This window comes from Reyranella sp. GW821-FHT12G01 (genome assembly GCF_058806575.1).
Window position 1 is genome coordinate 735,048 of sequence record NZ_JBXAPV010000001.1, and the last position, 21,822, is coordinate 756,869.

The window sequence follows — 21,822 nt, forward strand, 5'->3', positions numbered from 1 at the left end:
AAACAACGGAGATCCCCCTTGTCCATCACGGTCGATCTCGATCATCGCCCGCCGCTCACCTTCTATCTGTCCGTAGGCTTGGTCGCCGGCAGCATCATCGCGCTGCAGATCGGCATCATGCGGGTGTTCTCGGTCGGCAGCTGGGCCCATTTCGGCTCGCTGGTGGTCAGCCTCGCCATGTTCGGCTTCGGTCTTACCAGCGCCGTGATGTGCGTGGGCAAGAGCTGGTTCGAGCGGCACTGGATCGGCTCGGTCAAGGGCGCGCTTCTGGCCTTCGGGCCGCTGATGGTGGTGTGCAACCTCGCCGCCCAGCAGGTGCCGTTCAACGCGATCTTCCTGATCTCCGATCCGATGCAGAAGTGGCGCCTGTTCGCCAACTTCGTGCTCTACTTCCTGCCGTTCCTGGCGGGCGCGCTGTATCTCGGCGTCATCTTCCTGAAGGCCCAGAAGACCTTCAGTCGCGTCTACTTCGCCGACCTCGTCGGCTCGGGCCTGTGCGGCCTCACGGTGCTGCTGGCGATGTACGCCTGGCGGCCGGACGATCTCATCATGGCGCCGCTGATCCTGTGGCTGGCCGGTGGTGTGCTGTGGTTCGTGGCGCTGGGCGACCGCAAGGGCATGGCGGCCATCGTCGTCGTCGCGATCCTGGCGGCCGGGGTGCACCACTTCGCGCCGCAGGTGCTCGGCATCCCCAAGCTCGCCGTGTCCGACTACAAGGGCGTCTCCTACGCCCGCAAGTTCCCCGACGCGGTGCGCACCTACGAGCGCGCCACGCCGTTCGGCTATCTGGAAGTCTACTCCAGCTCCTACCTGCACTTCGCGCCGGGCCAGTCCGACAATGCGGCCTTCAACCTGAAGAAGATGCCGTCGAACGCCTATCTTGGCCTCTACATCGATTCCGAAGGCCCCGCAGGCATCATCAAGGACCTGCCGGCCGACGAGACGGCGTACTTCAAGTACCTGCCGATGTACTACCCGTACCTGCTGAAGAAGGACCCGAAGACCTTCGTGGTCCAGTTCGGCGGCGGCATCTCGACGGCGGTGGCGCTGAAGTCGGGCTCCAGTCAGGTCACGGTGGCCGAAGGCAACCCCGCGCTGCTGACGGCTTTCCGCGAGGATAAGGGCCTGCGCGACTTCACGGGCGACGTCCTCAACAATCCGAAGGTCAACGTCGTCGACTATGACGGCCGCCTCTACGTCGCTCATACCAAGAACCGCTACGACGTGATCGACCTGTCGCTGGCCGACTCGGCCGGCCTGTCGAGCCCCGGCGGCTTCTCGATCGTCGAGAAGTATTCGTACACGCGGGAGGCAATGAGCGCCTACATGCGCGCGCTGACGCCCGGCGGTATCCTGTCGGTGACTTTGTGGAACAAGGAAGAACCGCCGAAGTCGGTGCTGAAGCTCTACGCCACGATGGCCGCCGCGGCGCGTGACGTCGATGGTGGCAAGGACATCGCCAAGAAGTTCTACGTTGTCTCGTCCTACCTCTCGACCGCGACCGTTCTCTACAAGCGCGACGGCTTCACGCCCAAGGAGATCGAGGAGCTCAACGCCCATACCAAGGCGATGTCGTTCGACGAGATCTACTATCCCGGCATCAAGGTCGACGAGTCGGATCTCAAGCAGATCCTTTCCGACTATCACGATCAGTTCTTCTTCACCGGCGAGCAGAGCGATCCGACGGCGCCGTCCGAGAAGGAGCCGAACGACAAGCCGCCGCCCGGCATGACGACCGAGGCCGCGCCCGGCGCCGCCCCGACCGAGGTGAAGGCTGACGAAGCGCCGCCCACGCCGAAGATTCCGGCCACCGTGCTGGGACGCCTCGCCTGGCACTACCTGCTCGAAGGCGGCTGGCAGAAGGTCGCCGACCAATATGTCTTCGACACGCGCATCCTCACCAACCACCAGCCGTATTTCGCCGCCTACATCAAGGTGCCGGACCTGCTGAAGTTCACCGACCGGCTCGAACTGGTGCAGGACGAATGGGGTTATCTGCTGCTGTGGGCGACGCTCGGCATCGCGACCGTCTTCGCGCTGACGCTGGTGTTGTTCCCCGTGATCTTCGGCTGGCGTACGATCTTCAGCCGCTATCCCGGCAAGTTCGGCACGATGATCTACTTCCTGTGCCTGGGGCTCGGTTACATCATCGTCGAGGTGGGCATGATCTCCCACTTCATCCTGGCGCTTTCCAACGCCACGGTGTCGGCCTCGGTGCTGATCACCGGCATGCTGGTCTTCTCGGGCATGGGCAGCTTCTTCTCCGAACGCTTCCTCGACCGGGCCCGCACCTTCATGCCCAAGGTCTTCCTGGCGATCTTCGCGATCCTGGTGACCTATGCCTTCACCATCGACTACGCGCTCGACTGGATCGGCACGCTGCCCTATGCGCTGCGTATCCTGCTCTGCCTGCTGATCGTCTTCCCGCCGGCCTTCCTCATGGGCTTCCCCATGCCGACGGCGATGACGACGCTCGGCCGCCTCGGCAAGGACCACATGTTCCTGTGGGCCTGGGGCATCAACGGCTGCTTCTCGGTCATCGGCGCGGCCCTGGTGCCGATCGTGGCGACCAGCTTCGGCCTGCCGGCCGTGGTGCTGGTCGGCGCCTTCGCCTACCTGATCGCGCTGCCGACGTTCTTCTCCGTGCTCATGCCGCTTCCGGGGGCAGGGCGGCCCGCCGCCGCGTGAAGCGGCGGGCGCTGTTGCTGCTGGGGGCTCTCCTGATGCCAACCGTTGCGCACGCCCAGCCGAAGAAACCAAAGAAGGCGACGAAGCGGCAGCCGGCAAAGCCTGGGGCCAAGCCGGCTCCGGTGACAAAGGCAGCCGCGCCTCCGCCGTCGCCCGCGCTCAAGGAGGCGAAGACGCAGCTCGTCGCCTTCGACGCCTCGCCCTTCCCCTATCGCGGCCTCATCCCGGACACGACCAAGCCGTTCCTCGACGCGCGCGACGGCAAGCGGCGCGGCCACACGACCGGTCGCGGCGACGTCTATTGGGAAGAAGTGGCCTATAGCGACCGCCGTTCGCTGCTCTACCTGCCGCAGGGTTTCGATCCGACGCGGCCGGTCCTGATCGTGCTGTTCCTGCACGGCCAGGGGGCGACGCTCGAGCGTGACGTCGAGGCGCGCCAGGCCGTGCCGCGGCAGATCGCGGAGTCGGGCCAGAACATCGCCCTGGTCGCGCCGCAGCTCGCCCTCGACGCGCTCGACTCCAGCGCCGGCAATTTCTGGCGCGGCGGCCACTTCGCGAAGTATCTCGACGAGGCGGCCGAGCGGCTGATGCGCCTCTACGGCAGCCAGAGCGCCGGCCGGGGCTTCAACCTCGCGCCGGTGGTGATCGCGGCCTATAGCGGCGGCTACCTGTCGGCGGCCTATGCGCTTCAGCGCGGCGGCGCCAACCACCGCGTGAAGGGGCTCATCCTTCTGGATGCGCTCTATGGCGACGAGGACAAGTTCGCGGCCTGGTTCGCCGCGCGCCGCCAGCAGGCCTTCCTGCTCAGCGCCTTCACCGAGTCGACCAAGGACGAGAACGCCGCCCTGCAGGGGCTGCTGACCAAGCGGCGTATCGCCTTCAGTCGCACTGTCCCGAAGAGCCTGTCGCCCGGCACCGCCGCCTTCGTGGGCCCCACCGGCGGCCTCGACATGCATGGCGATTTTGTTACGCGCGCGTGGCAGGCCGATCCCCTGAAACAGGCGCTTTCCCTGATTCCCGGTTACGCCCCGGTTCATGGTAAAAAGACCGCATGAGCGATCCCCTGCGTCAGGAACTTTTGGACATCTTCGTCGGCCGCGCCACACGGCGCTATGGCCTGTCCGAGATCAACCAGCTCCAGCATGCGCTGCAGGCCGCGGCGTTGGCTGAAGCCGATGGCGCGCCGCCGGCCACGGTGCTGGCCTCGCTGCTGCACGATGTCGGCCACATGATCCATAAGCTCGGTGAAGATCCCGCTTCGCGCGGCGTCGACGACGTGCACGAGGAACTGGGCGCGCAATGGCTGGCCGAGCGCTTCGGCCCGGCCGTCAGTGAGCCGGTCCGCCTGCACGTCACCGCCAAGCGCTATCTCTGCACGGTCGAGTCGGATTACTTCGGCAAGCTCGCGCCCGATTCCGTACGCAGCCTGCAGCTGCAGGGCGGCCTGATGTCGCCCGACGAGGTCGAGGCCTTCCGCGCCAATCCGTATCACGCCGAAGCGGTGCGGCTGCGGCGCTACGACGAGGAAGCGAAGGACCCGCGCGCCAGCACGCCCGACTTCGATTACTACCTGCGCCACGTCCCGGCCTGCAGATTGTCAGCCAGAGCGTAAGCGAGGGACATTTCCTTTCCGCCCCATCAAGGATCCCTCGGCCCATGGCCTCGGGATGACACGGTCTTACCCATGATCTCCCGTTCCGAAGTCGAGGCCGCCTGGAGCCTGATCCGTCCGCATGTGCGTCGCACGCCGGTGATCGAACTTGCCGCCGGTTCGCTGGGCGTCACGGCGCCGCTCGCCCTGAAGCTCGAATCGCTGCAGGTCAGCGGCTCGTTCAAGGGCCGCGGCGCGTTCCACAAGCTGCTCGCCTCGAAGGTGCCGGCGGCGGGCATCGTCGCGGCCTCGGGCGGCAATCACGGCGCCGCCGCGGCCTATGCCGCGCGCGCCCTGGGCTACAAGGCCGAGATCTTCGTGCCGACCATCGCCTCGCCGGCCAAGGTGGCGCGGCTGCGCAGCTACGGCGCGGTCGTGAACCAGATCGGTCCCGTCTACGCCGAGGCCCGTGCGGCCTCCGAGAAGCGTGCCGCCGAAACCGGCGCCCTCACTGTGCCGGCCTACGAGGACGAGGTCGTGTTTGCCGGCGCTGGCAGTGTCGCACTCGAATTTGCCGAGCAGGCGGAGTTCGACACGCTGCTGATCGCCGTGGGAGGTGGCGGCCTGATCGCCGGCTGTGCCGCCGCGATCGGCTCGGCGAAGAAGATCGTCGCCGTCGAGACCGAAGGCACGCCGACGCTGCACGAAGCATTGAAGGCCGGAAAGCCGGTCGACGTCGCGATCTCCGGCATCGCCGCCGACGCGCTGGGGGCCAGCCGCATCGGCACGCCCAACTTCGAGGTCGCGCGGACGCTGGTCCGCGACTCCGTGCTCGTCACCGACGACGCCGTGCGCGACGCGCAACGCGCACTGTGGGACGAACTGCGCATTGTCGCCGAACCAGCGGGCGCCACCGGCCTCGCCGCGCTGCGTGCCGGCGCTTATCGCTCCGCGCCGGGTGAGCGGGTCGCCACGCTGATCTGCGGTGCCAACACCGATCCCGGTTCGGTGGCGTAGTGCAAGTTTGAGGTAGAGCAGAATTCTGCTATACTACCCGCAGGTATAGACGCAATGCGTCGGCCTTTTCTGTCTGTCGCGATCGGCTTTTGAGCGTCTGAAGGTTCAGTCCGCACGCATCAATGATGCGGCCGTGCTGCTTCGCTCGAAGCGCGTCGTGAAGGCAGTGCCAGCAACGCTCTGATTGACGCCAAGTCACGAACGGCCTGCCGCGATTGCCTCCGCTTGCTGCGGCGGGTTCAAAGCGCGCAGACCGAAGCCGTCGCTTGGCGTACCTCGCAACCATTCCGAAGGAACGAACGATGACCGACCGTAGAGCCGCTGAGATCTTGTATCCAGACCAAGGAAAATCATGGCGAATCGAACTGAAGTACAAGACGATTGCGCATCGAGGGCACGCTTATTTGGCTCTCGTCGACGGCAACGACAAGCTTGTCAGGGAACTTCATGGCCTTGGTTTTTCGAAGCATACCGGCAAGGAGATGATGATGGCCGACGACGGGGCAGACCTGAGAGGCCGAGACAAGCCGGCAAGGCTAGATGGCAAGCCCATAATGTCTGGCGAGAATATCTCCATCGGGACGGTAATGTCTGGAACAAGGGAGGAAGTGGAAAGAAAGTGGTCCCAGGGCGTCGCGACAATGAATGCGATCAACGAAAAAGAATTCGACTACAAGTCGCACGATATATCTTGCGAGGCCGGCACTGATGGCGGCCAGATCCAGAACAGCAATTCGTTCATCTACACGGTGGGTAAGGCACAAGGTTTCGACCTCGATCGCGCCATCAAAGAGGCCAATATGAGCCCTCGCGTGCTATCAGGATGGGGAAGAGATCTACTCGATCCGAAATACGAGCGTTATGTAGCGCCGCCGACATTCCCTGTGAGGGATGCGCCGTAGCGCTTTCGGACAACAACCATAGGTTTGTTGAATGATGATAGATTCTCGGCATGCTGCGCCTTTGTAATGAGGGGTGCAGACATGCCGAGGGTCGTCCAATATCGCCTTGGGTCAGTCGTTGTTCTTTTGTTTGCTCTGCTGACCGCTGGAGGCTGTGCGTTCTGCGACAATGTCGAGGGAGCTATCGTGAACGGTGATGGCGTGAATGGTCCCATGCACTATGAGCAGCCGGCCAATATCTGGATCGCCAACACGAGAATGGCATCCTTCCTTCATATGGTCATCGAGCAGAAAGGACGGCGTCAACTCGGCTATTCGGGATATGACTGTTCACCGCAGCCTGCTGCAGATTGTCCTGATTGTCTGTTGTGCACCCGAAGAATCCAGGGTGCCAACAACACCGACTGCAAGCCCGAAGGCGACTTGTTCATTCGAGCCTATATCGGCCCCGGGTCAAGGGTGCAGGCCCAGACCTATTGGCGGAAGTAAGCTTCTGCTCTGTATCCAGCGAACTTCACGGAATGCAACTATGGATTTTGATCTGCTGGATAATTCTCGGCATGATGGTCTTCTCTAGGTGGGGTGCGAGTATGCCGAGAGGCCTCCTGCAACATCTTCCGCCAGCCATTGTTCTGGTATTGGCTTCAATTGCCACCACAGGCTGCTTCTATTATTTGCCGCCCTGCTCCAATATCGAGACATTATGGACGGATGTTCCCCGTCCTAAGGGCCCTTACCACGAAGAGCTGCCAGCCAATCGCTGGATCGAAAATGTGAGAGCGGCAGATTATGTGCGCAATCTCATAGATAAAAAGGGCCGAGAGAAACTCGCGTCGGCCGGATACGATTGTACGCCTCGACCTGTGGTCGACTGCCCTGACTGCCTTGCATGCACCCGTACAATCAGAGGGGCCAGCAATAGGGAGTGTAACCCCGAAGGCGACCTGTTCATTCGGGCCTACGTCGGTCCCGGCTCGAACGTGCAGGCCCAGACCTACTGGAAGAAGTAGGTCGCCTGCAGCGCCGACGCCTGAGCTTACTTCCCGGCGGGCTTCACCGAAACGAGATCGAGGACGATCGTCTTGGCGGGATCGCGCCAGTCGGGGAAGCTTTCCTTGACCGAAGCCGAGACGGCCGGCGCCCACCAGTGGATGTTGCGGCTGTTCGAATCGGCCTTGGTTTCTTCGACACGGAAGGCGTCGAAGGTGCCGGCCGGCACCGTGATCTTCTCGTAGGCGGCGACGGTCATCGTGACGGTCGAGGTGTAGCTCTTGCCGTCGCGGCCGATGACGGTGACGGTGTTCGTGATCTTGTTGCCGACCTTGAGCGGCCACAACGCTTTCAGGTCGAGGCCCTTGGCGAAGGACTCGCCTTGCGCGTCGACCGAGCCGACGAGGCCGCCATGAACGCGCAGCGCCTCGGCGTTACCGTTCGAGAGGCTGTTGTAGAGACACGTGGTTCCGTCCTGGCCAGCGGCAGCGTTGACCTTCTCGAAGGTGCCGCCCTTGTAGGTGAACTCGGTGCCGCTGGCCGGGCACTGAAAGGATGCGGTTTGCGCGGAGGCGCCGCCCGCAACGGCGGTGGCGAGCAGCACGGCGAGGGCGATCGACTTCATGGGCTTGTTCCTCCGGATGTCGCGCGACTAAGCGCGCCGGAATCTACAAGTCAAACGAGGCTATCGCGTGACCTCGGTCACGATCGCGCGGTTGGCCTTGCCGGCGCCGTCACTGAAATCGTAGCGGATGGCGAACTTGTCGGAGGGCGCGATCCACCAGCGCGAGATCGAGCGCTGGCCCTTGTCGCCGGTCTCGTTCATCTCGATCAGGAACGTGTCGATCATCTTCTCGCCCGGTCCAGTGCGCCGCTCGTAGCGCACGACCGCGAGGCTGTAGGTCCAGGTGCCGCCGCCGACCTTGTAGCTTGCCTCGATCTTCTTGCCTGCTTCGAGCGGCCACAGGCGCTCAGGCCGGAGCGCGGAGATGAAGGCGGTGGCGTCGTTGCCGTCGGCGGACGGGTTGTCGAACAGCAGCGCCCGCAGCTTGAAGGGGCCGCCACCGACACGCTCCATGTTGCAATCCATGCCGCTGCGCCCGCGCGCCACGACCTTGACGCCGCTGTCGTAGGTGAAGGTCGTGCCCGGATCGGGGCAAGCGAACTCCATGGTCTGGGCGGAGGCGGTGCCGGCGGCGAGCAGGGCGGCGGACAGGATGGGCAGGAAGGCGGGCAGTCTCATGGCCCGGATCATAGCCAAATCAGACGAAATGGCACGCTGCCTGCGCGCCGTTGCCGACCGGCCGCAACACCGGCTTCTCGGCCCGGCAGCGGTCCTGGGCGATCGGACAGCGCGAGTTGAAGGGGCAGCCGGCAGGCGGGTTGAGCGGGCTCGGCAACTCGCCCTGCAGGACCGTGCGCTGGCGGGCGCGGGCGAGCTTGGGGTTGGCGATCGGCGCGGCCGCCAGCAGGGCCTTGGTGTAGGGGTGCTGTGGGCTCTTCCAGATCTGGTCGCGGCCGCCGACCTCGAACAGCATGCCGAGATACATCACCGCCACCCGGTCGGCGATGTGCTCGACCACGCTGAGATCGTGGCTGATGAAGAGGTAGGAGACGCCGAACTGGCTCTTCAGGTCCTCCAGTAGGTTGATCACCTGCGCGCGGACCGAGACGTCGAGCGCCGACACCGGCTCGTCGCAGATTATCAGCTTCGGGCTCAAGGCTAGAGCGCGGGCGATGCCGATGCGCTGGCGCTGGCCGCCGGAGAATTCGTGCGGGTAGCGCTGCTTGGCGTCGCTCGGCAGGCCGACCCAGCGCAACAGGGTTTCGACCCGCTCGGCCGTGGCGTCGGCTTTCCAGCCGGCCAGCACCATCGGCTGGGCCACCGAGCGACCGACGGTCGAGCGCGGGTTCAGCGAGCCGTAGGGATCCTGGAAGATCATCTGCACCTTGCGGCGCATGTCGGTGAGCTGCTCGCGATTGAGCGGCGCGATGTCCACGCCCTCCACCACGATCTCGCCGCCGGCGACCGGCACCAGCTTCATGATCGCCTTGCCGAGCGTAGACTTGCCGCAGCCCGATTCGCCGACGAGGCCGAGTGTCTCACCGACCGCGAGGTCGAGGCTGACGCCGTTCACGGCGCGCACGACACCGCCCGCGGTGTTGAACTGGACGCGCACGTCGCGCAGCGAGAGGAGCGACATGGTCAGGCTCCCTCGGCCGCGAAGCAGGCGACCAGCCGGCCCGGCCCGGGTACCGTCAGGGCCGGCTTCTCGGTGAGGCAACGGTCCATCACCCGCTTGCAGCGCGGCGCGAAGGCGCAGCCTTCCGGCAACGCATTGAGCGGGGGCACCATGCCGGGAATGTCGGCCAGCCGTTCGGCGCGCTCGGCGCCGGGTGTCGGCGTCGCGCCGATCAGGCCCACCGTATAGGGGTGCAGCGGGTTCTCGAACAGCTCGTCGACCGTGGCTTCCTCGACCTTGCGGCCGGCATACATGACCACGACACGGTCGGCGGTCTCGGCGACGACGCCGAGATCGTGGGTGATGAAGATCATCGCCATGCCGGCGTCGGCTTGCAGTTTCTTGAGCAGCGCCAGCACCTGCGCCTGCACCGTCACGTCGAGCGCCGTGGTCGGCTCGTCGGCGATCAGCACCGCCGGGCTGCAGGCGATCGCCATGGCGATGACGACCCGCTGGCACATGCCGCCGGAGAGCTGGTGCGGATAGGCGTCGAGCCGGCGCGCCGCGTCGGGCATGCCGACCAGTTCCAGCAGCTCGTGCGCCCGCACCCGCGCCTGGCCGCGGCCAAGCTCGGTGTGGGTCATCAGCACTTCGACGATCTGCTTCTCGACCGTGGCGACCGGGTTCAGCGAGCTGATCGGGTCCTGGAAGATCATGCCGATCTCCTTGCCGCGGATGCCGAGCATGGTCTCCTCGGGCAGGGGCACGATGTCCCGGCCGTTCAGCTTCACCTCGCCGCCGACGATGCGGGCCGGCGGATCGGGCAGCAGGCGCATGACCGACAGGGCCGACAACGACTTGCCGCAACCCGATTCGCCCACGATGGCGACGGTCTCGCCGGCGCCCACGCTGAGGCTCAGCCCGTCGACCGCCTTCATCTCGCCGCGGCGCGTGAACAGCGTGGTGCGGAGATCGCGGACTTCCAGGGGCGGCGGCAGGGCGGTCATCGCTCAGCGGTCCCGGAGCTTGGGGTTCAGCGCGTCGTTCAGCCCGTCGCCCACCAGGTTGAGGCAGAGCACGGTGATCATGATCGCGATGCCGGGAATGGCGCAGATGTACCAGGAGCTGCGGATGAGCTGCCGCCCGTCGCCGACCAGCCGGCCCCAGCTCGCGACATTGGGGTCGCCCAGGCCCAGGAACGACACGGCCGATTCGAACAGGATGGCGCCCGCGACGACCAGCGACGACAGCACGATCACCGGCGGCAGGGCGTTGGGCAGGATCTCCGAGACGATGATGCGGAAGTCGCTCATGCCCATCGAGCGGCAGGCCTGTACGAACTCGCGGTCGCGCAGCGACAGGAACTCGGCGCGCGTCATGCGGGCGATCGGCGTCCAGCTCACGATGCCGATGGCGATCACGATGTTGGTCAGGGTCGAGCCCAGGATGACCACGATGGTGAGCACGAAGATCAGGTTCGGGATGGTCTGGAACAGCTCCGCCGCACGCATGGCGATCTCGTCGACCCAGCCGCCGAAATAACCGGCGATGGCGCCGACACCCACGCCGATGATGGTGGCGACGGCCGAGGCAAACAGGCCGATCAGCAGGGTCGCCCGCGCGCCGTGCACGATCATCGAGAGGATGTCGCGGCCCAGCGAATCGGTGCCCAGCGGAAACTCGGGGTCCTCGCCGGGCCACAGTTCGGGCAGGCCGACGATGCGCAGCGGATCGGTCGGAAAGAACACCGAGGCGAACACCGCCGTCAGGGCGACCAGCAGGATCAGGCAGGCGCCGACCAGGGCGCCGCGATTGCGGGCAAACCTGCCGAGGAATTCGAAGCGCTGCATCAGCGGATCTCGATGCGCGGGTCGAGCCACATGTAGATCAGGTCGACCGCGATGTTGGCGGCGATGACCACCAGCGAGCCCAGCACCATGATGCCCAGCACGACCGGATAGTTGCGCGAACTCACGCTGTCGAACAGCAGCGAGCCGACACCCGGCCAGCTGAATACGCTCTCGATCACCACGCTGCCGGCCAGCACCGTGCCCATCTGCACGCCGAGGATCGTGACCACCGGCAGCAGCGCGTTGCGCAGCACGTGATGGATCGTGACCTTGTTGCGGCTGAGGCCCTTGGCGCGGGCGGTGCGCACGAAGTCGGCCTGCGCCACCTCCAGCATCGAGGAGCGCATCACGCGGGTGTAGATCGCGGCATAGAAGAGGCCCAACGCCAGGGTCGGCAGGATCAGGTGATGCAGGATCTCCAGCACACCGCCGGTGCCGCCGATCTTCATCATGCCGCCGACGGGCAGCCAGCCGAGCTTCACCGAAAACAGTACGATCATCATGATGCCCAGCCAGAAGCTGGGCGCGGCGTAGAAGAACATAGCGGCGACCGAGACCAGGCTGTCCCAGAAGGTGCGGACCTTCATCGAGGCGACGACGCCCGCCGCCACGCCGATCGTCACGGCCAGCGCGATGCTCGACACCATCAGCAGGACCGTCGCCGGCAGGTGGATCCAGATCGCCTGGATGACCGGCATGTTCTGGCGATAGGAGAAGCCGAAATCGAAATGCAGCAGCGCCCAGATGTACTTCAGGAGCTGCATCCACACGGGATCTTCGAGCCCGTAGGTCTTGCGTAGCAGTGCGACCGTCGCCGGATCGCTCACCTGGTTCTCGGCCGTCATCAGCTCGAGGAAGCTGCCCGGCGCCATCTGGATCAGGCAGAAATTGATGATCACCACGCCCAGCATCAGCGGGACGGCCTGGATCAGCCGTCGCCGCAGGAGCCGGAGCGCCGCCGTGCGGCGGGCGGAACCGCGAAGCGCGGGGGTCGGCGAGACTAGCTCGCCAGCCATAGGTCTCCCCAGTCCGCCGCCAGGAAGTTCGGGTCGTTGGAGTGGTTCTGCACCTTGGTGCTGGCCAGCGTGATCGACTCCAGCTCGACCAGCGGCAGGAGCGGGGCTTCCTGTGTGGTGACCTTCTGGAACTCGACGACCAGCGCCTTGCGCTTGGCCGGGTCGGTCTCGACCTTGATCTTGTCGACCAGCTTGTCGACGTCGGGGTTGGAATAGCCCGAGGCGTTGCGGAACGGCACACCCTTCAGGATGCCGTCGGTCGTGTAGTACTGCGTCGTCGAGGGCACCGGCTCCGACGGATTGGCCTGGTTGGAGATCGCCAGGTCGAAATCGTAGTCGGTGTAGATGCGCTTGATCGAGGTCGGACGGTCGGGGACCGTGAGGTTGACGCCGACGCCGACATCCTCGAGCGCCTGCTTCACATAGGCGCCGACCTTGCCGTTCTCCTGGAACCAGCCCGCCGAGAGCAGGTTCAGGGTGAAGCGCTTGCCGTCGGCCTTCTTCGGGAAGCCGGCCGCGTCGAGCAGGGCCGCTGCCTTCTTCGGATCGAAGTTGGTCTTGAAGGTGTCGGCGGTGAAGAACTCCTTGTTGGGGGAGTAGATCGGGCTCGTGCCCGGCCGCGCGTAGCCGTAGTAGACCGTCTTGGCGATGAAATCGCGATTGATGGCGTGGAAGATCGCCTGCCGCACGTCGCGCTTGGCGAAGACCGGATTGCGCATGTTGCATTCCAGGGTCGTCGACCAGACGGCCTCTTCATAGCCCTTGGGCGTGGCGACGAACTTGCCGGTGGCGGCGAGGCGCTTGATGTCCGGCGGCGCCACCGGGTTGAACACACCGATATGGATGTCGCCGGCTTCCATCGCCGCGGCACGGCCCGCCGGATCGCGCACGTAGCGGATGATCAGCCGGTCGAGATAGGGCTGGTCCTTCTTCCAGTAGTTCTCGTTCTTCACATACTCGAAGTGGCTGCCGCGCACCCACTCCTTGAACTTCCACGGACCCGTGGCGATCGGCGCGTTGTTGGCAGCGTTGGTGACGGGATCGCTGCCGGCATAGACGTGCTTCGGCACGATGTAGGAGACGATGCCGCACAGGGTCGACGCGAAGAAGAATTCCGGCGTCGGGTTGTTGTACTTGAAGACCACCGTCTCGGCGTCCGGCGCCTCGATGCCGGCAAAGTCGGTGAGCGCCGAGGCGGCGGCGTATTTCTTCCAGATCTCGCCGACGGAATAGACGACGTCGTCGACCGTCATGTCCTTGCCGTCATGGAACTTCACGCCCTTGCGGATCTTCACCGTGTAGGACTTGAAGTCGGCCGCTGGCTTCCACGACTCGGCCAGCACGCCCTCGAACTTGCCGTCCATGTTGCGCTTGGCCAGGCGTTCGAACAGCTTCGAGGAGGAGAAGGTCGGGCTCGATCCGCCGCCCGCGGGCACGTAACAGGCCTGCGGCTCGCCGCCGCCCCAGGTGGCGACCAGCGTGCCGCCACGCTTGGGCGTGCCTTGTGCGAACGATTGACTCGACGAGCCGACCAGACCGGCGGCAACGATGCCCGCGCCGAACACGCGGCGTGAAACCTTGATCGTCATGAATCCCTCCGTTTCCCCAATCCCGAGCCCCAATCCCCGAGGCAGACTAAGCAAACTTCATACCGGGTGGTCTAAGCCGGCAGCGTCGAGTAGGTCGCGCGACCGACGGCGACGAGCGCCCCCTGATCGTTGAACACGTCGACATCGACGACACCGACGCTCTTGCCCGCACGGCGCACGCGCGCCGTCGTGGTCAGCGAGGTCTTGATGGCGGGCCGCAGATAATCGACGCGGAAGTTGATGGTCGGCAGGCCGCGGCGCAGCGCCATGACCAGCGCATAGTCGCCGACCGTGTCGATGATCGCCGCGATCGGGCCGCCGTGCCATTGGCCGGTGCCGGCGCCGCGCTCGAATTCCGGCCGCATCGAGCAAGTCATCGTGACTTCCTCCTTGGCCGGATCCGTCGCGGTCACCTTGAGGCCGAGAAAGGCGATGAAGGGCGAGCGGTCGAGCTGCGCCTGCATCTCTTCGGAGGTCAGGGGCTGAAGCTTGTCGCTCATGGGGCCACCACGATCTTGCCGAACACTTCGCGGTCTTCGATGACACGCAATGCCTCGCGTGCCTCGGACAGCGGGAACACCTTGTCGACCAGCACCTTGAGCTTGCCGCTCTGCACCAGCTCCAGGAGCTTCTCGATGTCGGTGCGCATCCAGCCGTTGGAGCCCAGGATCTTCAGCTCGAAGGTCCAGATGAAGCGGATGTCTTCGGTCGGGCCGTAACCCGCCGTGGCGCCGCAGGTCAGCAGGCGTCCGCCGACCTTGAGCGTCTTGAGGGACGGCACCCAGGTGTCGCCGCCGGTGTAGTTCACGACCACGTCGATGCCCTGATGCGAGAGCGAGCCGCGTCGCGTCGGCTTGCCGTACATCGCCCAGGCTTCCTTCATGAAGTCTTTCTCGATGTAGTTAATCGTCTTGTCGGCGCCGAGCTCGGCCAGGCGCTGGGCCTTGGCGTCGGTGCCGGCGCAGGCGATGACTTCGCAGCCGGCGAGCTTGGCGAGCTGCAGGCAGCAGACGCCCACGCCACCGGAAGCGCCGAGGATCAGGACCTTCTCGCCCTTCGCGACGTTGCCGTTGGTGACCATCATGCGCAGCGCCGTGCCGTAAGCGACGGGGAGCGCGGCGGCATCGGCGTAGGTCACGCCGTCGGGGATCTTGATGAGCTGATGGGCGCGCGCCTTGCACAGTTCGGCCAGGCCGCCATGTACCGTCTCGCCCATCAGGCCGCCTTCGACCCGGTTGATCGGGTCGACCAGGACGCGGTCGCCCTTCTTCCAGCCGGTGACGCCCGGGCCGACCTCGGCGATCTCGCCGGCGACATCGAGGCCCATGATCGCGGGCATCGGCACCTTGATGCCGGGCATGCCGCGACGGGTAAAGACGTCGTGATAGTTCAGCGATGAGGCCTTCACCGCGACGATGACATCTCCTTCGCCGGGCGTCGGGTCGGGGAAATTGGTCTCGAAGACCAGGCGGTCCGGTCCGCCATGTTCACGGACGACTGCAGCTTTCATTGTTAGACGTCTCCGGTTGGGATCTGTTTGGCGAGAACGCGCTTGTCGATCTTGTTGGTGCCGGCGAGCGGCATCTCGTCGACGAACAGGACGCGGCGCGGATGCTGGTAGGCCGGCGCATTGGCCAGCGCGTAGGTTTTGATCGCCTGTTCGTCGAGATCGGCGTCGGCGGCCTTCACGACGAAGGCGATCGGCTTGTGGCCCTTGAGTTCGTCGGGCACGGGAATCACCGCGGCCTGGTGGATGCCGGGATGACGCTCCAGCATCTTCTCGACCTCGCCGGGATAGATGTTCTCGCCGCCGCAGACGAACATGTCGTCGACCCTGCCGACGAAATAGAAGAAGCCGTTCTCGTCGCGGCGGAAGACGTCGCTGGTGCGGTAGTAGCCATCCGGCGTCATCACTTCCGACGTCTTGGCGGGCAGCTTGTGATAGTGCGTCATCAGCGCGCCGCACTTCATCTGGAGCTCGCCTTCATCCTGCACTTCCTGGCCGTCGCGCACGAGGCGAAGCTGGACATCGGGATGCGGATAGCCGGTCGAGAGCACCGGCTGCGGCAGGCCTTTGGGATGCGGGCCGAACACGACGGGGCCGGCTTCGGTGGTGCCATAGCCATTGCTGACCATCGCCTTGGGAAACACCGCGTGCACTTGGTCGATCAGCGATTGGGTCACGGGCGCGGATCCCATGCGGACGGCCTCGACGGCCGAGAGATCGGTGCGGCTGAGCAGTTCACGCTCGCGCAGCATCATCGCGATCATCGTCGGCACCGAGGTCAGGAAGGCCACGCGATGCCTGGCGGCGGCCTCGATGTAGCCCTTGGTCGTGAACTGCGGCAGCAGCACCACGGTGTCGCCGTGCGAGAAAGTGGTCTGGCACATGGCGAGACCATTCATGTGATAGAGCGGCGCGGCCACGAGGGCGCGCTGGCCGAGCGGCACCGGCCGGCGCAGGCGCTGGCGGATCGCCCAGAGATGCGAATAGTGCGACAGCACCACACCCTTGGGGCGGCCCGTCGAGCCCGACGTGTAGAGGAACATCGCCGGTTCTTCGGGCTTCATCGGCAGCGGCGTGAATGGACCCTCGTCGAGCAGCGACTCGAAGTCCTGGTCGAAGGAGAGCTTCGGCACGGTGTCCGGCGCCAGCGGCAGCCGCGCATCGTCGCCGATCACCAGTTTGGCGTCGCTGTCGCCTACGACGTAGGCGACCATCTCGGCCGGCAGCTTGTAGTTGACCGGCACGGAGACCAGGCCCGCCTGCATCGTGCCGAGGAAGGTCAGCAGGAACTCGGCGCGGTTGGCCGACAGGATCGCGACCCGGTCGCCGCGCTGCAAGCCGCGCTTCAGCAGCCCGCGCGCCACCGCGCCGCTCAACCGGATGATGTCGGCGTAACTGTAGCTGCGCTCCGTCCCGTTCCCGCCCGCGTCGATCAGCGCCAGGCTATCGGAAGGCACGTCACGAGAGATCGCGTCGCCCTGATTGTCGTACTTGATCGTCACCATGAGGAAAGTCCCGCGAGTGCCTGGTCGGTGAGCTTGAGCCCGTAGTCGAGCGTGTCCTTGCGCCACTGTCCGTCGAACGGGCAGAAGGCATCCATCATGTCGGCCTGCAAGGTGGCCAGGACGTCCGGATCCAGGCCGTGATGATGACGGCGCAGCCATTGGTCGAGGCGCAGCACGCGGCGCATGTTGACGCCGCGTGTGCCGAACTCGATCACCGCGCCGCACATGTCGCGATTGCCGAGGAAGCGCTGCACGCCCTGGAAGACGAGGCCGGTATAGTTGGGCCGCGCCATACCGTGCGGTCGCACGCCGTCGACATTGTCCTTGCCCCACCAGTCGCAGGCACGGGCGAACAGCGGGCCGGCCGGATCGTTGAAGCAGAGGAAGAACGGCTTGCCGTATTCGCCGATGCCGGTGTGCCAGTCGATGAAGGCGACGCGCTCGGCGCCGGCCAGCGTCTCCTTGACGATCGTCTCCAGCGTCCGGTTCGACCATTCGGCACCCTTGCCGCCGAACATCAGCCCGTCCTGATGCTCGTACTGGCCGCGCGCCAGGGTGTCGAACAGCACGTCGCGGCCGTTCGCCTCGGTGAAACGTTCGAGCACGCCCGCGACGCGGTCGTTCTCCGCGTCGGTCCATTCGCGGATCAGCAGGTCGCCGTGCAGCGTCTCGTAATGCGGGTTGGTGGGCGTCGGACCGGCCTCGCGGTCGATGAAGTTGCGATTGAGGTCGACGTTGTTCTCGGTGGTTCGCGTGAAGTGCGCAAAGCCGTAGGGATTGAGCCCGTGCACCAGCACGACGCCCATATCGGCCGGCAGCCGCGACGCGCCGCCCGAATTGAGCCAGCCGATCTGGACGGCCGAGCCGGAGAAGCCCTCCTGCCCGTGCGTGCCGCTCACGAACAGGCCCTGGCGCGGTGCCTTGCGGTCGCCGAAGCAGGCGACGTCGATCGCCAGCGGACCACCGTCGGGCGCCTTCTTCGTCGGGTGCAGGAACGAACGCACCTCACCCTGGGCGGCAGTGGCCGCCTTCAGGAACTTCGCGCGCGCGTTGGCGTAGCTTGCTGCGAAGCAATCGTAATATTCCATCGAATCCCTTCTCGGCCGCTCCCCAGCGGCCCTGCCGTACCCGTCAGACTATTCGATGAACTCCAACACTGCGTTCAGCGCCTGCTTGGCGGGCACCACCACCCGGCCTGCGCTCTTGATCACGCCGCCGATCTTGCCGTCCTGCAAGGCACGTGCCGCCTTGTCGGCCGACAGCGTGCGGAACGTGAGCCCGGCCATGTAGGCCTTGCGGCCCTCGGCATCCGGGGCGGCATCGCCGAACTGCGCCTTGAGCTCAGCCTCGGTCACGATGTCGACCCTCGAGTTGCCGACCACGACCGACTTGCCGCCCTTGATGTCGCGCACCGATTCCGGTCCGAACATGTCGGCATAGAGCTTCGCGGCCGCGGCGGGATCCGGTTCGACGATCAGGAAGCGGACGATGGCGACCGTGCCGTTGGCGTGATGACGCCACTCGTCGCGCCAGACGACGTCACGGGTGAAGTGGTGACAGTAGTAGACGCGGCCATACGGCACCACGCCGCCCTTCATGCGGACGGTACGGAAGCGGGCATCGCGCATCTCGCCGCCGACCTTCACGGGGCGCGTGAACTCGACGGGCGGATCGACCGGCACGCCGGCCTTGCTCAGCCAGTCGTAGGTGACGGCGGAATCCTCGGCGCCGAACACCAGGCCGTTGAGGCCCAGCGGAAATTCAAGCAGGTCGAGACGGCCCGAGGTGGCGTCCTTCGGGATGGCGATCAGCTCGAGATAGTCGGTGCCGAACATCGCGAGGTGGTTCATCGAACCCAGCGAATGATAGCCGCGTTCGGTGAGCGAGAAGCCCAGGCGCGTATAGACGTCGGCCGCATGATCCATGTCGTTGCGGGCGTTGATGACCACATGGTCCAGTGTCGCCAAAGGCAGATTCATTTTCAGTCCCCCTCGCATTCAACGTCGCCCATCTTGGCACAGCGGGCACGTCAGGATTTCTTATATTGGGTCACGATCCTTTCATGCGGGGAAACGGTTTCCAAGTTTCGTATTCGATACGGAATTGAAATCCTATTTCGACCCTCCGGCGATCAACACCGTCTTGTGGCCCACGATTTGCCGCAACGCTCGGGCCGCAATACTCAGGCCGGCGCGTTGCGGGCGATCACCTCGCGATAGAAGGCGGCGCTGAGCTTGGGCGTGCGCTTCTGCGTCTCATAATCGACATGGACGAGGCCGAAGCGCGTCGCGTAGCCATCGGCCCATTCGAAATTGTCGAGCAGGCTCCACAGGAAATAGCCCCGCACCGGCACACCCTCTGCCGTCGCGCGCTGCAGGTGCATCAGGCAGTTCCGCAGGTACATCACGCGATCGACATCGTAGACCGTGCCGTCGGCGGCCGGTTGATCCGCAGCCGAGGCGCCGTTCTCGGTGATGAAGATGTCCCTCACCTGCCAGAGTTTCGCGGCGTGACGTGGCGCCCAGTAGAGCGCCTCCGGGCCCAGGGTCAGCCAGGACGAGGCCATGTGCGGATGCGACGATGGGAACGGTACTGCCATGAAGCCCGGTGCGGCCTCGCTCGCCAGCACGTATTGGCTCGGCGCATAGACATTCAGGCCGACGAAATCGACCTTGCTCGAGATGATCTTCAGGTCCTGCTCGGTGAACTTCGGCGCGTCGCGGCCGGCCTTTGCGAGATAGGCGTCGGTGTAGCGGCCTTCCATCATCACGGTGAGATAGGGCGCATTGAGCTCGCGCGTCGCCAGCTCGGCGGCCTTGATGTTCTCGGCCGTTTCGACGGACGGCAGCGCCGTGGCGATGTTCTCCGCCGGGCCGACACGCGTGCCGCGCCGGCCGTTCGCCCGCACCGCCTGCACCGCAAGCCCGTGCGCCAATACCGCGTGGTGGCGCACCTGGTTCAGCCGCCCCAACGAGAGCTTGAGACCGGGCGCGAAGTTGCCGGTCTCGTGGCCCTGCTCCACGAAAGTCTGCATCTCGTTGATGGTGAAGACCTGGCGCACGCGGTCGGTCAGACGGCTGGCGATATAGGCGGCGTACTCGCCGAAGGCTTCCGCGGTGTCGCGCGATTCCCAGCCGCCGCGATCCTGAAGGGCCTGCGGCAGGTCCCAGTGATAGAGCGTCGCGTAGGGCTCGATGCCGGCGACCAGCAACTCGTCGACCAGCCGGTCATAGAAATCGAGGCCCTTCGGATTGGCGGTGCCCCGGCCTTCGGGAAAGACGCGCGGCCAGGCGATCGAGAAGCGATAGGTCCTGGCCCCCATCGCCTTCATCAGCGCCACGTCTTCCTTGTAGCGATTGTAGTGGTCGACGCTGATCTGGCCGTTGGAGCCGTCGCGGATGCGGCCAGGCTGCTGGGTGAAGGTGTCCCAGATGGAGGGACCGCGGCCGCCTTCGTGGGTCGCGCCCTCGACCTGATAGGCAGAGGTGGCGGTGCCCCAGCGGAAACCCTCGGGGAATTCGTTGGCGAGGCGCCGGCTCCCCTGGGACGTTCGGGGGGCGGTGTGGGCCGATCCGTAAGCCGTTGCAGCGAGGGTGGTGGCACCCGCCGCGGTCAAAAGTGTGCGGCGGCGGGTCAGTTTGAAGGGCATCGGGTAGAGCAGCTCCAGTCGGTCTTGGACCGTACGGAAGCATCCCCCGTGCCATCCCGCCCTGACGGGCAGGTTTCAGTTTTTAGGCGCTTTCGTTACTCAGCACGTCGCCAAACAGCTTCCAGGTCTCGCCGTCGAAGGCCGAGAGGCGGATCGACTGGATGGGATAGAAGTCCGTCGGGCTGGTGTTGATCGTGATTCCAGGCAGCAGCATCGGCACGACCAGTTTCTTCATGCTGGCGGCCTGCTTCATCAGGTTCTCGCGGGTCAGGTTGTCGCCGCAGGCGGTGAGGCAGTGCTTCATGGTCGAGGAAACGGCGTAGGCGTAGGTGTTGCCCGAATCGGCCGGGTTGGCGTCGGGCAGGTATTTCTTCATCCACGCATCCCATTCCTTGTAGTCCGCGTCGTTGACCCACTGGGAGTCGGTCGCGTCCTTCAGGTAGGCGGCGGTGATGATGCCCTTGCTGTTCTCGAAGCCGGCGGGCTTCAGCACGGCGGCCACCGAGGCCGAGACGTTGGCGAGATACTGGTCGGGCTTCCAGCCGAGGTCGGCCACCTTGCGGATCGCCTGCGCCGCGGCCTTTGGTGCGCCGTCGTTGAAGAAGACATTGGCGCCGGAGTTCTTGATCTGGATGATCTGGCTGTCGACGGTGGGATCGGTGACCTCGTAGCTCACCTTCGCCGTGACGTACTTCTCGTTCTCCTTGCCAAGGCCATCGAGGAAGCCGCTGGTGTAGTCCTTACCCGAATCGTCGTTCTGGTAGAGGATGCCGATGCGCAGGTCCTTGAGATTGTCCTTGTGCTTGGAAAGGACATGCTTGGCGTAGATCGCCGCCTCGGTGTGGTAGTCGGGCTGCCAGCCCATGGTCCACGGGAATTCCTTGGGCATGCCCCACTTCGAGGCGCCGGTGGCGACGAAGAGCTGCGGTACCTTCTTCTGGTTCAGGTACTTCTGCACGACTGTGTTGGTCGGCGTGCCGAGCAGCTGATAGATCGCGAAGACCTTGTCGTCCTCGACCAGCTTGCGGACCATCTCGACGGTCTTGGGCGGCGAGAAGCCGTCGTCGTAGGTGATGAAGTTCACCTTGCGACCGTTGATGCCGCCATTGTCGTTCACCATCCGCCAGTAGGCCTCGATCGCCTTGCCGATCGTGCCGTAGGCCGAGAGGGGGCCACTGTAGGGGTTGGTGTGGCCGAGCTTGATCTCCTTGTCGGTGACGCCCGTGTCGTACTTCTTCTGGGCACTTGCGATGTAAGGTGAAAACGCGAACGCAGCACTACCCGCCGCGAAAACGCGGCGACGCATCTTGGTCATTTGTTTCCTCCAGTCGTCGT

General features: G+C 65.1%; 20 protein-coding genes. 6 read left to right on the forward strand and 14 right to left on the reverse strand.

Going from position 1 to position 21,822, the window contains the following annotated elements; all coding sequences use genetic code 11:
- The first annotated feature begins 18 nt into the window (after positions 1-18).
- The 6 genes from AC1RP5_RS03520 to AC1RP5_RS03545 all read left to right on the forward strand — a co-directional run bounded on the left by AC1RP5_RS03520 (position 19) and on the right by AC1RP5_RS03545 (position 6,687).
- Positions 19-2,688 (forward strand): hypothetical protein, encoded by a 2,670-nt coding sequence (locus tag AC1RP5_RS03520; RefSeq protein ID WP_493109193.1) that lies wholly within the window; start codon positions 19-21, stop codon positions 2,686-2,688.
- A 122-nt stretch (positions 2,689-2,810) separates the two neighbouring features.
- Positions 2,811-3,743, forward strand: a complete 933-nt coding sequence (locus AC1RP5_RS03525) for an alpha/beta hydrolase (protein WP_493109194.1) — start codon at positions 2,811-2,813, stop codon at positions 3,741-3,743.
- On the forward strand, positions 3,740-4,300 hold the full coding sequence (locus tag AC1RP5_RS03530) for an HD domain-containing protein (protein WP_493109195.1): 561 nt from the start codon (positions 3,740-3,742) through the stop codon (positions 4,298-4,300). The genes AC1RP5_RS03525 and AC1RP5_RS03530 overlap by 4 nt, the downstream gene beginning before the upstream one ends.
- 72 nt (positions 4,301-4,372) lie before the next feature.
- Positions 4,373-5,296 (forward strand): serine/threonine dehydratase, encoded by a 924-nt coding sequence (locus AC1RP5_RS03535; RefSeq protein WP_493109196.1) that lies wholly within the window; start codon positions 4,373-4,375, stop codon positions 5,294-5,296.
- Positions 5,297-5,598: 302 nt separating this feature from the next.
- Positions 5,599-6,198: a hypothetical protein gene (locus AC1RP5_RS03540; protein ID WP_493109197.1), complete on the forward strand. Its 600-nt coding sequence runs from the start codon at positions 5,599-5,601 to the stop codon at positions 6,196-6,198.
- 81 nt (positions 6,199-6,279) lie between these two features.
- A complete protein-coding gene (locus AC1RP5_RS03545) occupies positions 6,280-6,687 on the forward strand; it encodes a hypothetical protein (RefSeq protein WP_493109198.1) in 408 nt (135 codons plus the stop codon).
- A gap of 547 nt (positions 6,688-7,234) precedes the next feature.
- On the opposite strand, the gene AC1RP5_RS03550 is transcribed toward AC1RP5_RS03545, so the two are convergent.
- The 14 genes from AC1RP5_RS03550 to AC1RP5_RS03615 all read right to left on the reverse strand — a co-directional run bounded on the left by AC1RP5_RS03550 (position 7,235) and on the right by AC1RP5_RS03615 (position 21,802).
- A complete protein-coding gene (locus AC1RP5_RS03550; RefSeq protein ID WP_493109200.1) occupies positions 7,235-7,813 on the reverse strand; it encodes a hypothetical protein in 579 nt (192 codons plus the stop codon).
- Between the two features lie 60 nt (positions 7,814-7,873).
- A complete protein-coding gene (locus AC1RP5_RS03555) occupies positions 7,874-8,431 on the reverse strand; it encodes a hypothetical protein (RefSeq protein WP_493109201.1) in 558 nt (185 codons plus the stop codon).
- 19 nt (positions 8,432-8,450) lie between these two features.
- Positions 8,451-9,392, reverse strand: coding sequence for an ABC transporter ATP-binding protein (locus AC1RP5_RS03560; protein ID WP_493109202.1), 942 nt, complete (start codon positions 9,390-9,392; stop codon positions 8,451-8,453).
- A gap of 2 nt (positions 9,393-9,394) precedes the next feature.
- Positions 9,395-10,378: an ABC transporter ATP-binding protein gene (locus AC1RP5_RS03565; protein WP_493109203.1), complete on the reverse strand. Its 984-nt coding sequence runs from the start codon at positions 10,376-10,378 to the stop codon at positions 9,395-9,397.
- Between the two features lie 3 nt (positions 10,379-10,381).
- Entirely contained in the window at positions 10,382-11,221 is an 840-nt protein-coding gene (locus tag AC1RP5_RS03570; RefSeq protein WP_493109204.1) for an ABC transporter permease, read from the reverse strand.
- Positions 11,221-12,237 (reverse strand): ABC transporter permease, encoded by a 1,017-nt coding sequence (locus tag AC1RP5_RS03575; RefSeq protein WP_493109205.1) that lies wholly within the window; start codon positions 12,235-12,237, stop codon positions 11,221-11,223. The genes AC1RP5_RS03570 and AC1RP5_RS03575 overlap by 1 nt, the downstream gene beginning before the upstream one ends.
- Complete coding sequence (locus AC1RP5_RS03580) at positions 12,222-13,826, reverse strand: ABC transporter substrate-binding protein (protein WP_493109206.1); 1,605 nt, start codon at positions 13,824-13,826, stop codon at positions 12,222-12,224. Before AC1RP5_RS03580 ends, AC1RP5_RS03575 begins: the two co-directional genes overlap by 16 nt.
- Before the next feature lie 71 nt (positions 13,827-13,897).
- Positions 13,898-14,326 (reverse strand): PaaI family thioesterase, encoded by a 429-nt coding sequence (locus tag AC1RP5_RS03585; protein WP_493109207.1) that lies wholly within the window; start codon positions 14,324-14,326, stop codon positions 13,898-13,900.
- Entirely contained in the window at positions 14,323-15,336 is a 1,014-nt protein-coding gene (locus AC1RP5_RS03590; protein ID WP_493109208.1) for a zinc-binding dehydrogenase, read from the reverse strand. Before AC1RP5_RS03590 ends, AC1RP5_RS03585 begins: the two co-directional genes overlap by 4 nt.
- A gap of 2 nt (positions 15,337-15,338) precedes the next feature.
- Complete coding sequence (locus AC1RP5_RS03595) at positions 15,339-16,838, reverse strand: class I adenylate-forming enzyme family protein (RefSeq protein WP_493109209.1); 1,500 nt, start codon at positions 16,836-16,838, stop codon at positions 15,339-15,341.
- Positions 16,832-17,926 (reverse strand): M14 family metallopeptidase, encoded by a 1,095-nt coding sequence (locus AC1RP5_RS03600; protein ID WP_493109210.1) that lies wholly within the window; start codon positions 17,924-17,926, stop codon positions 16,832-16,834. Before AC1RP5_RS03600 ends, AC1RP5_RS03595 begins: the two co-directional genes overlap by 7 nt.
- Before the next feature lie 48 nt (positions 17,927-17,974).
- Complete coding sequence (locus AC1RP5_RS03605; RefSeq protein ID WP_493109211.1) at positions 17,975-18,817, reverse strand: VOC family protein; 843 nt, start codon at positions 18,815-18,817, stop codon at positions 17,975-17,977.
- 203 nt (positions 18,818-19,020) lie between these two features.
- On the reverse strand, positions 19,021-20,487 hold the full coding sequence (locus AC1RP5_RS03610) for a GH1 family beta-glucosidase (RefSeq protein WP_493109212.1): 1,467 nt from the start codon (positions 20,485-20,487) through the stop codon (positions 19,021-19,023).
- A gap of 82 nt (positions 20,488-20,569) precedes the next feature.
- A complete protein-coding gene (locus tag AC1RP5_RS03615; RefSeq protein WP_493109213.1) occupies positions 20,570-21,802 on the reverse strand; it encodes an ABC transporter substrate-binding protein in 1,233 nt (410 codons plus the stop codon).
- Positions 21,803-21,822 lie beyond the last annotated feature (20 nt).

Excerpts from the sequence above, each read along its gene's own strand:
- AC1RP5_RS03530 (WP_493109195.1), top strand. The coding sequence starts at position 3,740 with ATGAGCGATCCCCTGCGTCAGGAACTTTTGGACATCTTCGTCGGCCGC.
- AC1RP5_RS03535 (WP_493109196.1), top strand. The coding sequence starts at position 4,373 with ATGATCTCCCGTTCCGAAGTCGAGGCCGCCTGGAGCCTGATCCGTCCG.
- AC1RP5_RS03540 (WP_493109197.1), top strand. The coding sequence starts at position 5,599 with ATGACCGACCGTAGAGCCGCTGAGATCTTGTATCCAGACCAAGGAAAA.
- AC1RP5_RS03545 (WP_493109198.1), top strand. The coding sequence starts at position 6,280 with ATGCCGAGGGTCGTCCAATATCGCCTTGGGTCAGTCGTTGTTCTTTTG.
- AC1RP5_RS03550 (WP_493109200.1), bottom strand. The coding sequence starts at position 7,813 with ATGAAGTCGATCGCCCTCGCCGTGCTGCTCGCCACCGCCGTTGCGGGC.
- AC1RP5_RS03555 (WP_493109201.1), bottom strand. The coding sequence starts at position 8,431 with ATGAGACTGCCCGCCTTCCTGCCCATCCTGTCCGCCGCCCTGCTCGCC.
- AC1RP5_RS03560 (WP_493109202.1), bottom strand. The coding sequence starts at position 9,392 with ATGTCGCTCCTCTCGCTGCGCGACGTGCGCGTCCAGTTCAACACCGCG.
- AC1RP5_RS03565 (WP_493109203.1), bottom strand. The coding sequence starts at position 10,378 with ATGACCGCCCTGCCGCCGCCCCTGGAAGTCCGCGATCTCCGCACCACG.
- AC1RP5_RS03570 (WP_493109204.1), bottom strand. The coding sequence starts at position 11,221 with ATGCAGCGCTTCGAATTCCTCGGCAGGTTTGCCCGCAATCGCGGCGCC.
- AC1RP5_RS03575 (WP_493109205.1), bottom strand. The coding sequence starts at position 12,237 with ATGGCTGGCGAGCTAGTCTCGCCGACCCCCGCGCTTCGCGGTTCCGCC.
- AC1RP5_RS03580 (WP_493109206.1), bottom strand. The coding sequence starts at position 13,826 with ATGACGATCAAGGTTTCACGCCGCGTGTTCGGCGCGGGCATCGTTGCC.
- AC1RP5_RS03585 (WP_493109207.1), bottom strand. The coding sequence starts at position 14,326 with ATGAGCGACAAGCTTCAGCCCCTGACCTCCGAAGAGATGCAGGCGCAG.
- AC1RP5_RS03590 (WP_493109208.1), bottom strand. The coding sequence starts at position 15,336 with ATGAAAGCTGCAGTCGTCCGTGAACATGGCGGACCGGACCGCCTGGTC.
- AC1RP5_RS03595 (WP_493109209.1), bottom strand. The coding sequence starts at position 16,838 with ATGGTGACGATCAAGTACGACAATCAGGGCGACGCGATCTCTCGTGAC.
- AC1RP5_RS03600 (WP_493109210.1), bottom strand. The coding sequence starts at position 17,926 with ATGGAATATTACGATTGCTTCGCAGCAAGCTACGCCAACGCGCGCGCG.
- AC1RP5_RS03605 (WP_493109211.1), bottom strand. The coding sequence starts at position 18,817 with ATGAATCTGCCTTTGGCGACACTGGACCATGTGGTCATCAACGCCCGC.
- AC1RP5_RS03610 (WP_493109212.1), bottom strand. The coding sequence starts at position 20,487 with ATGCCCTTCAAACTGACCCGCCGCCGCACACTTTTGACCGCGGCGGGT.
- AC1RP5_RS03615 (WP_493109213.1), bottom strand. The coding sequence starts at position 21,802 with ATGACCAAGATGCGTCGCCGCGTTTTCGCGGCGGGTAGTGCTGCGTTC.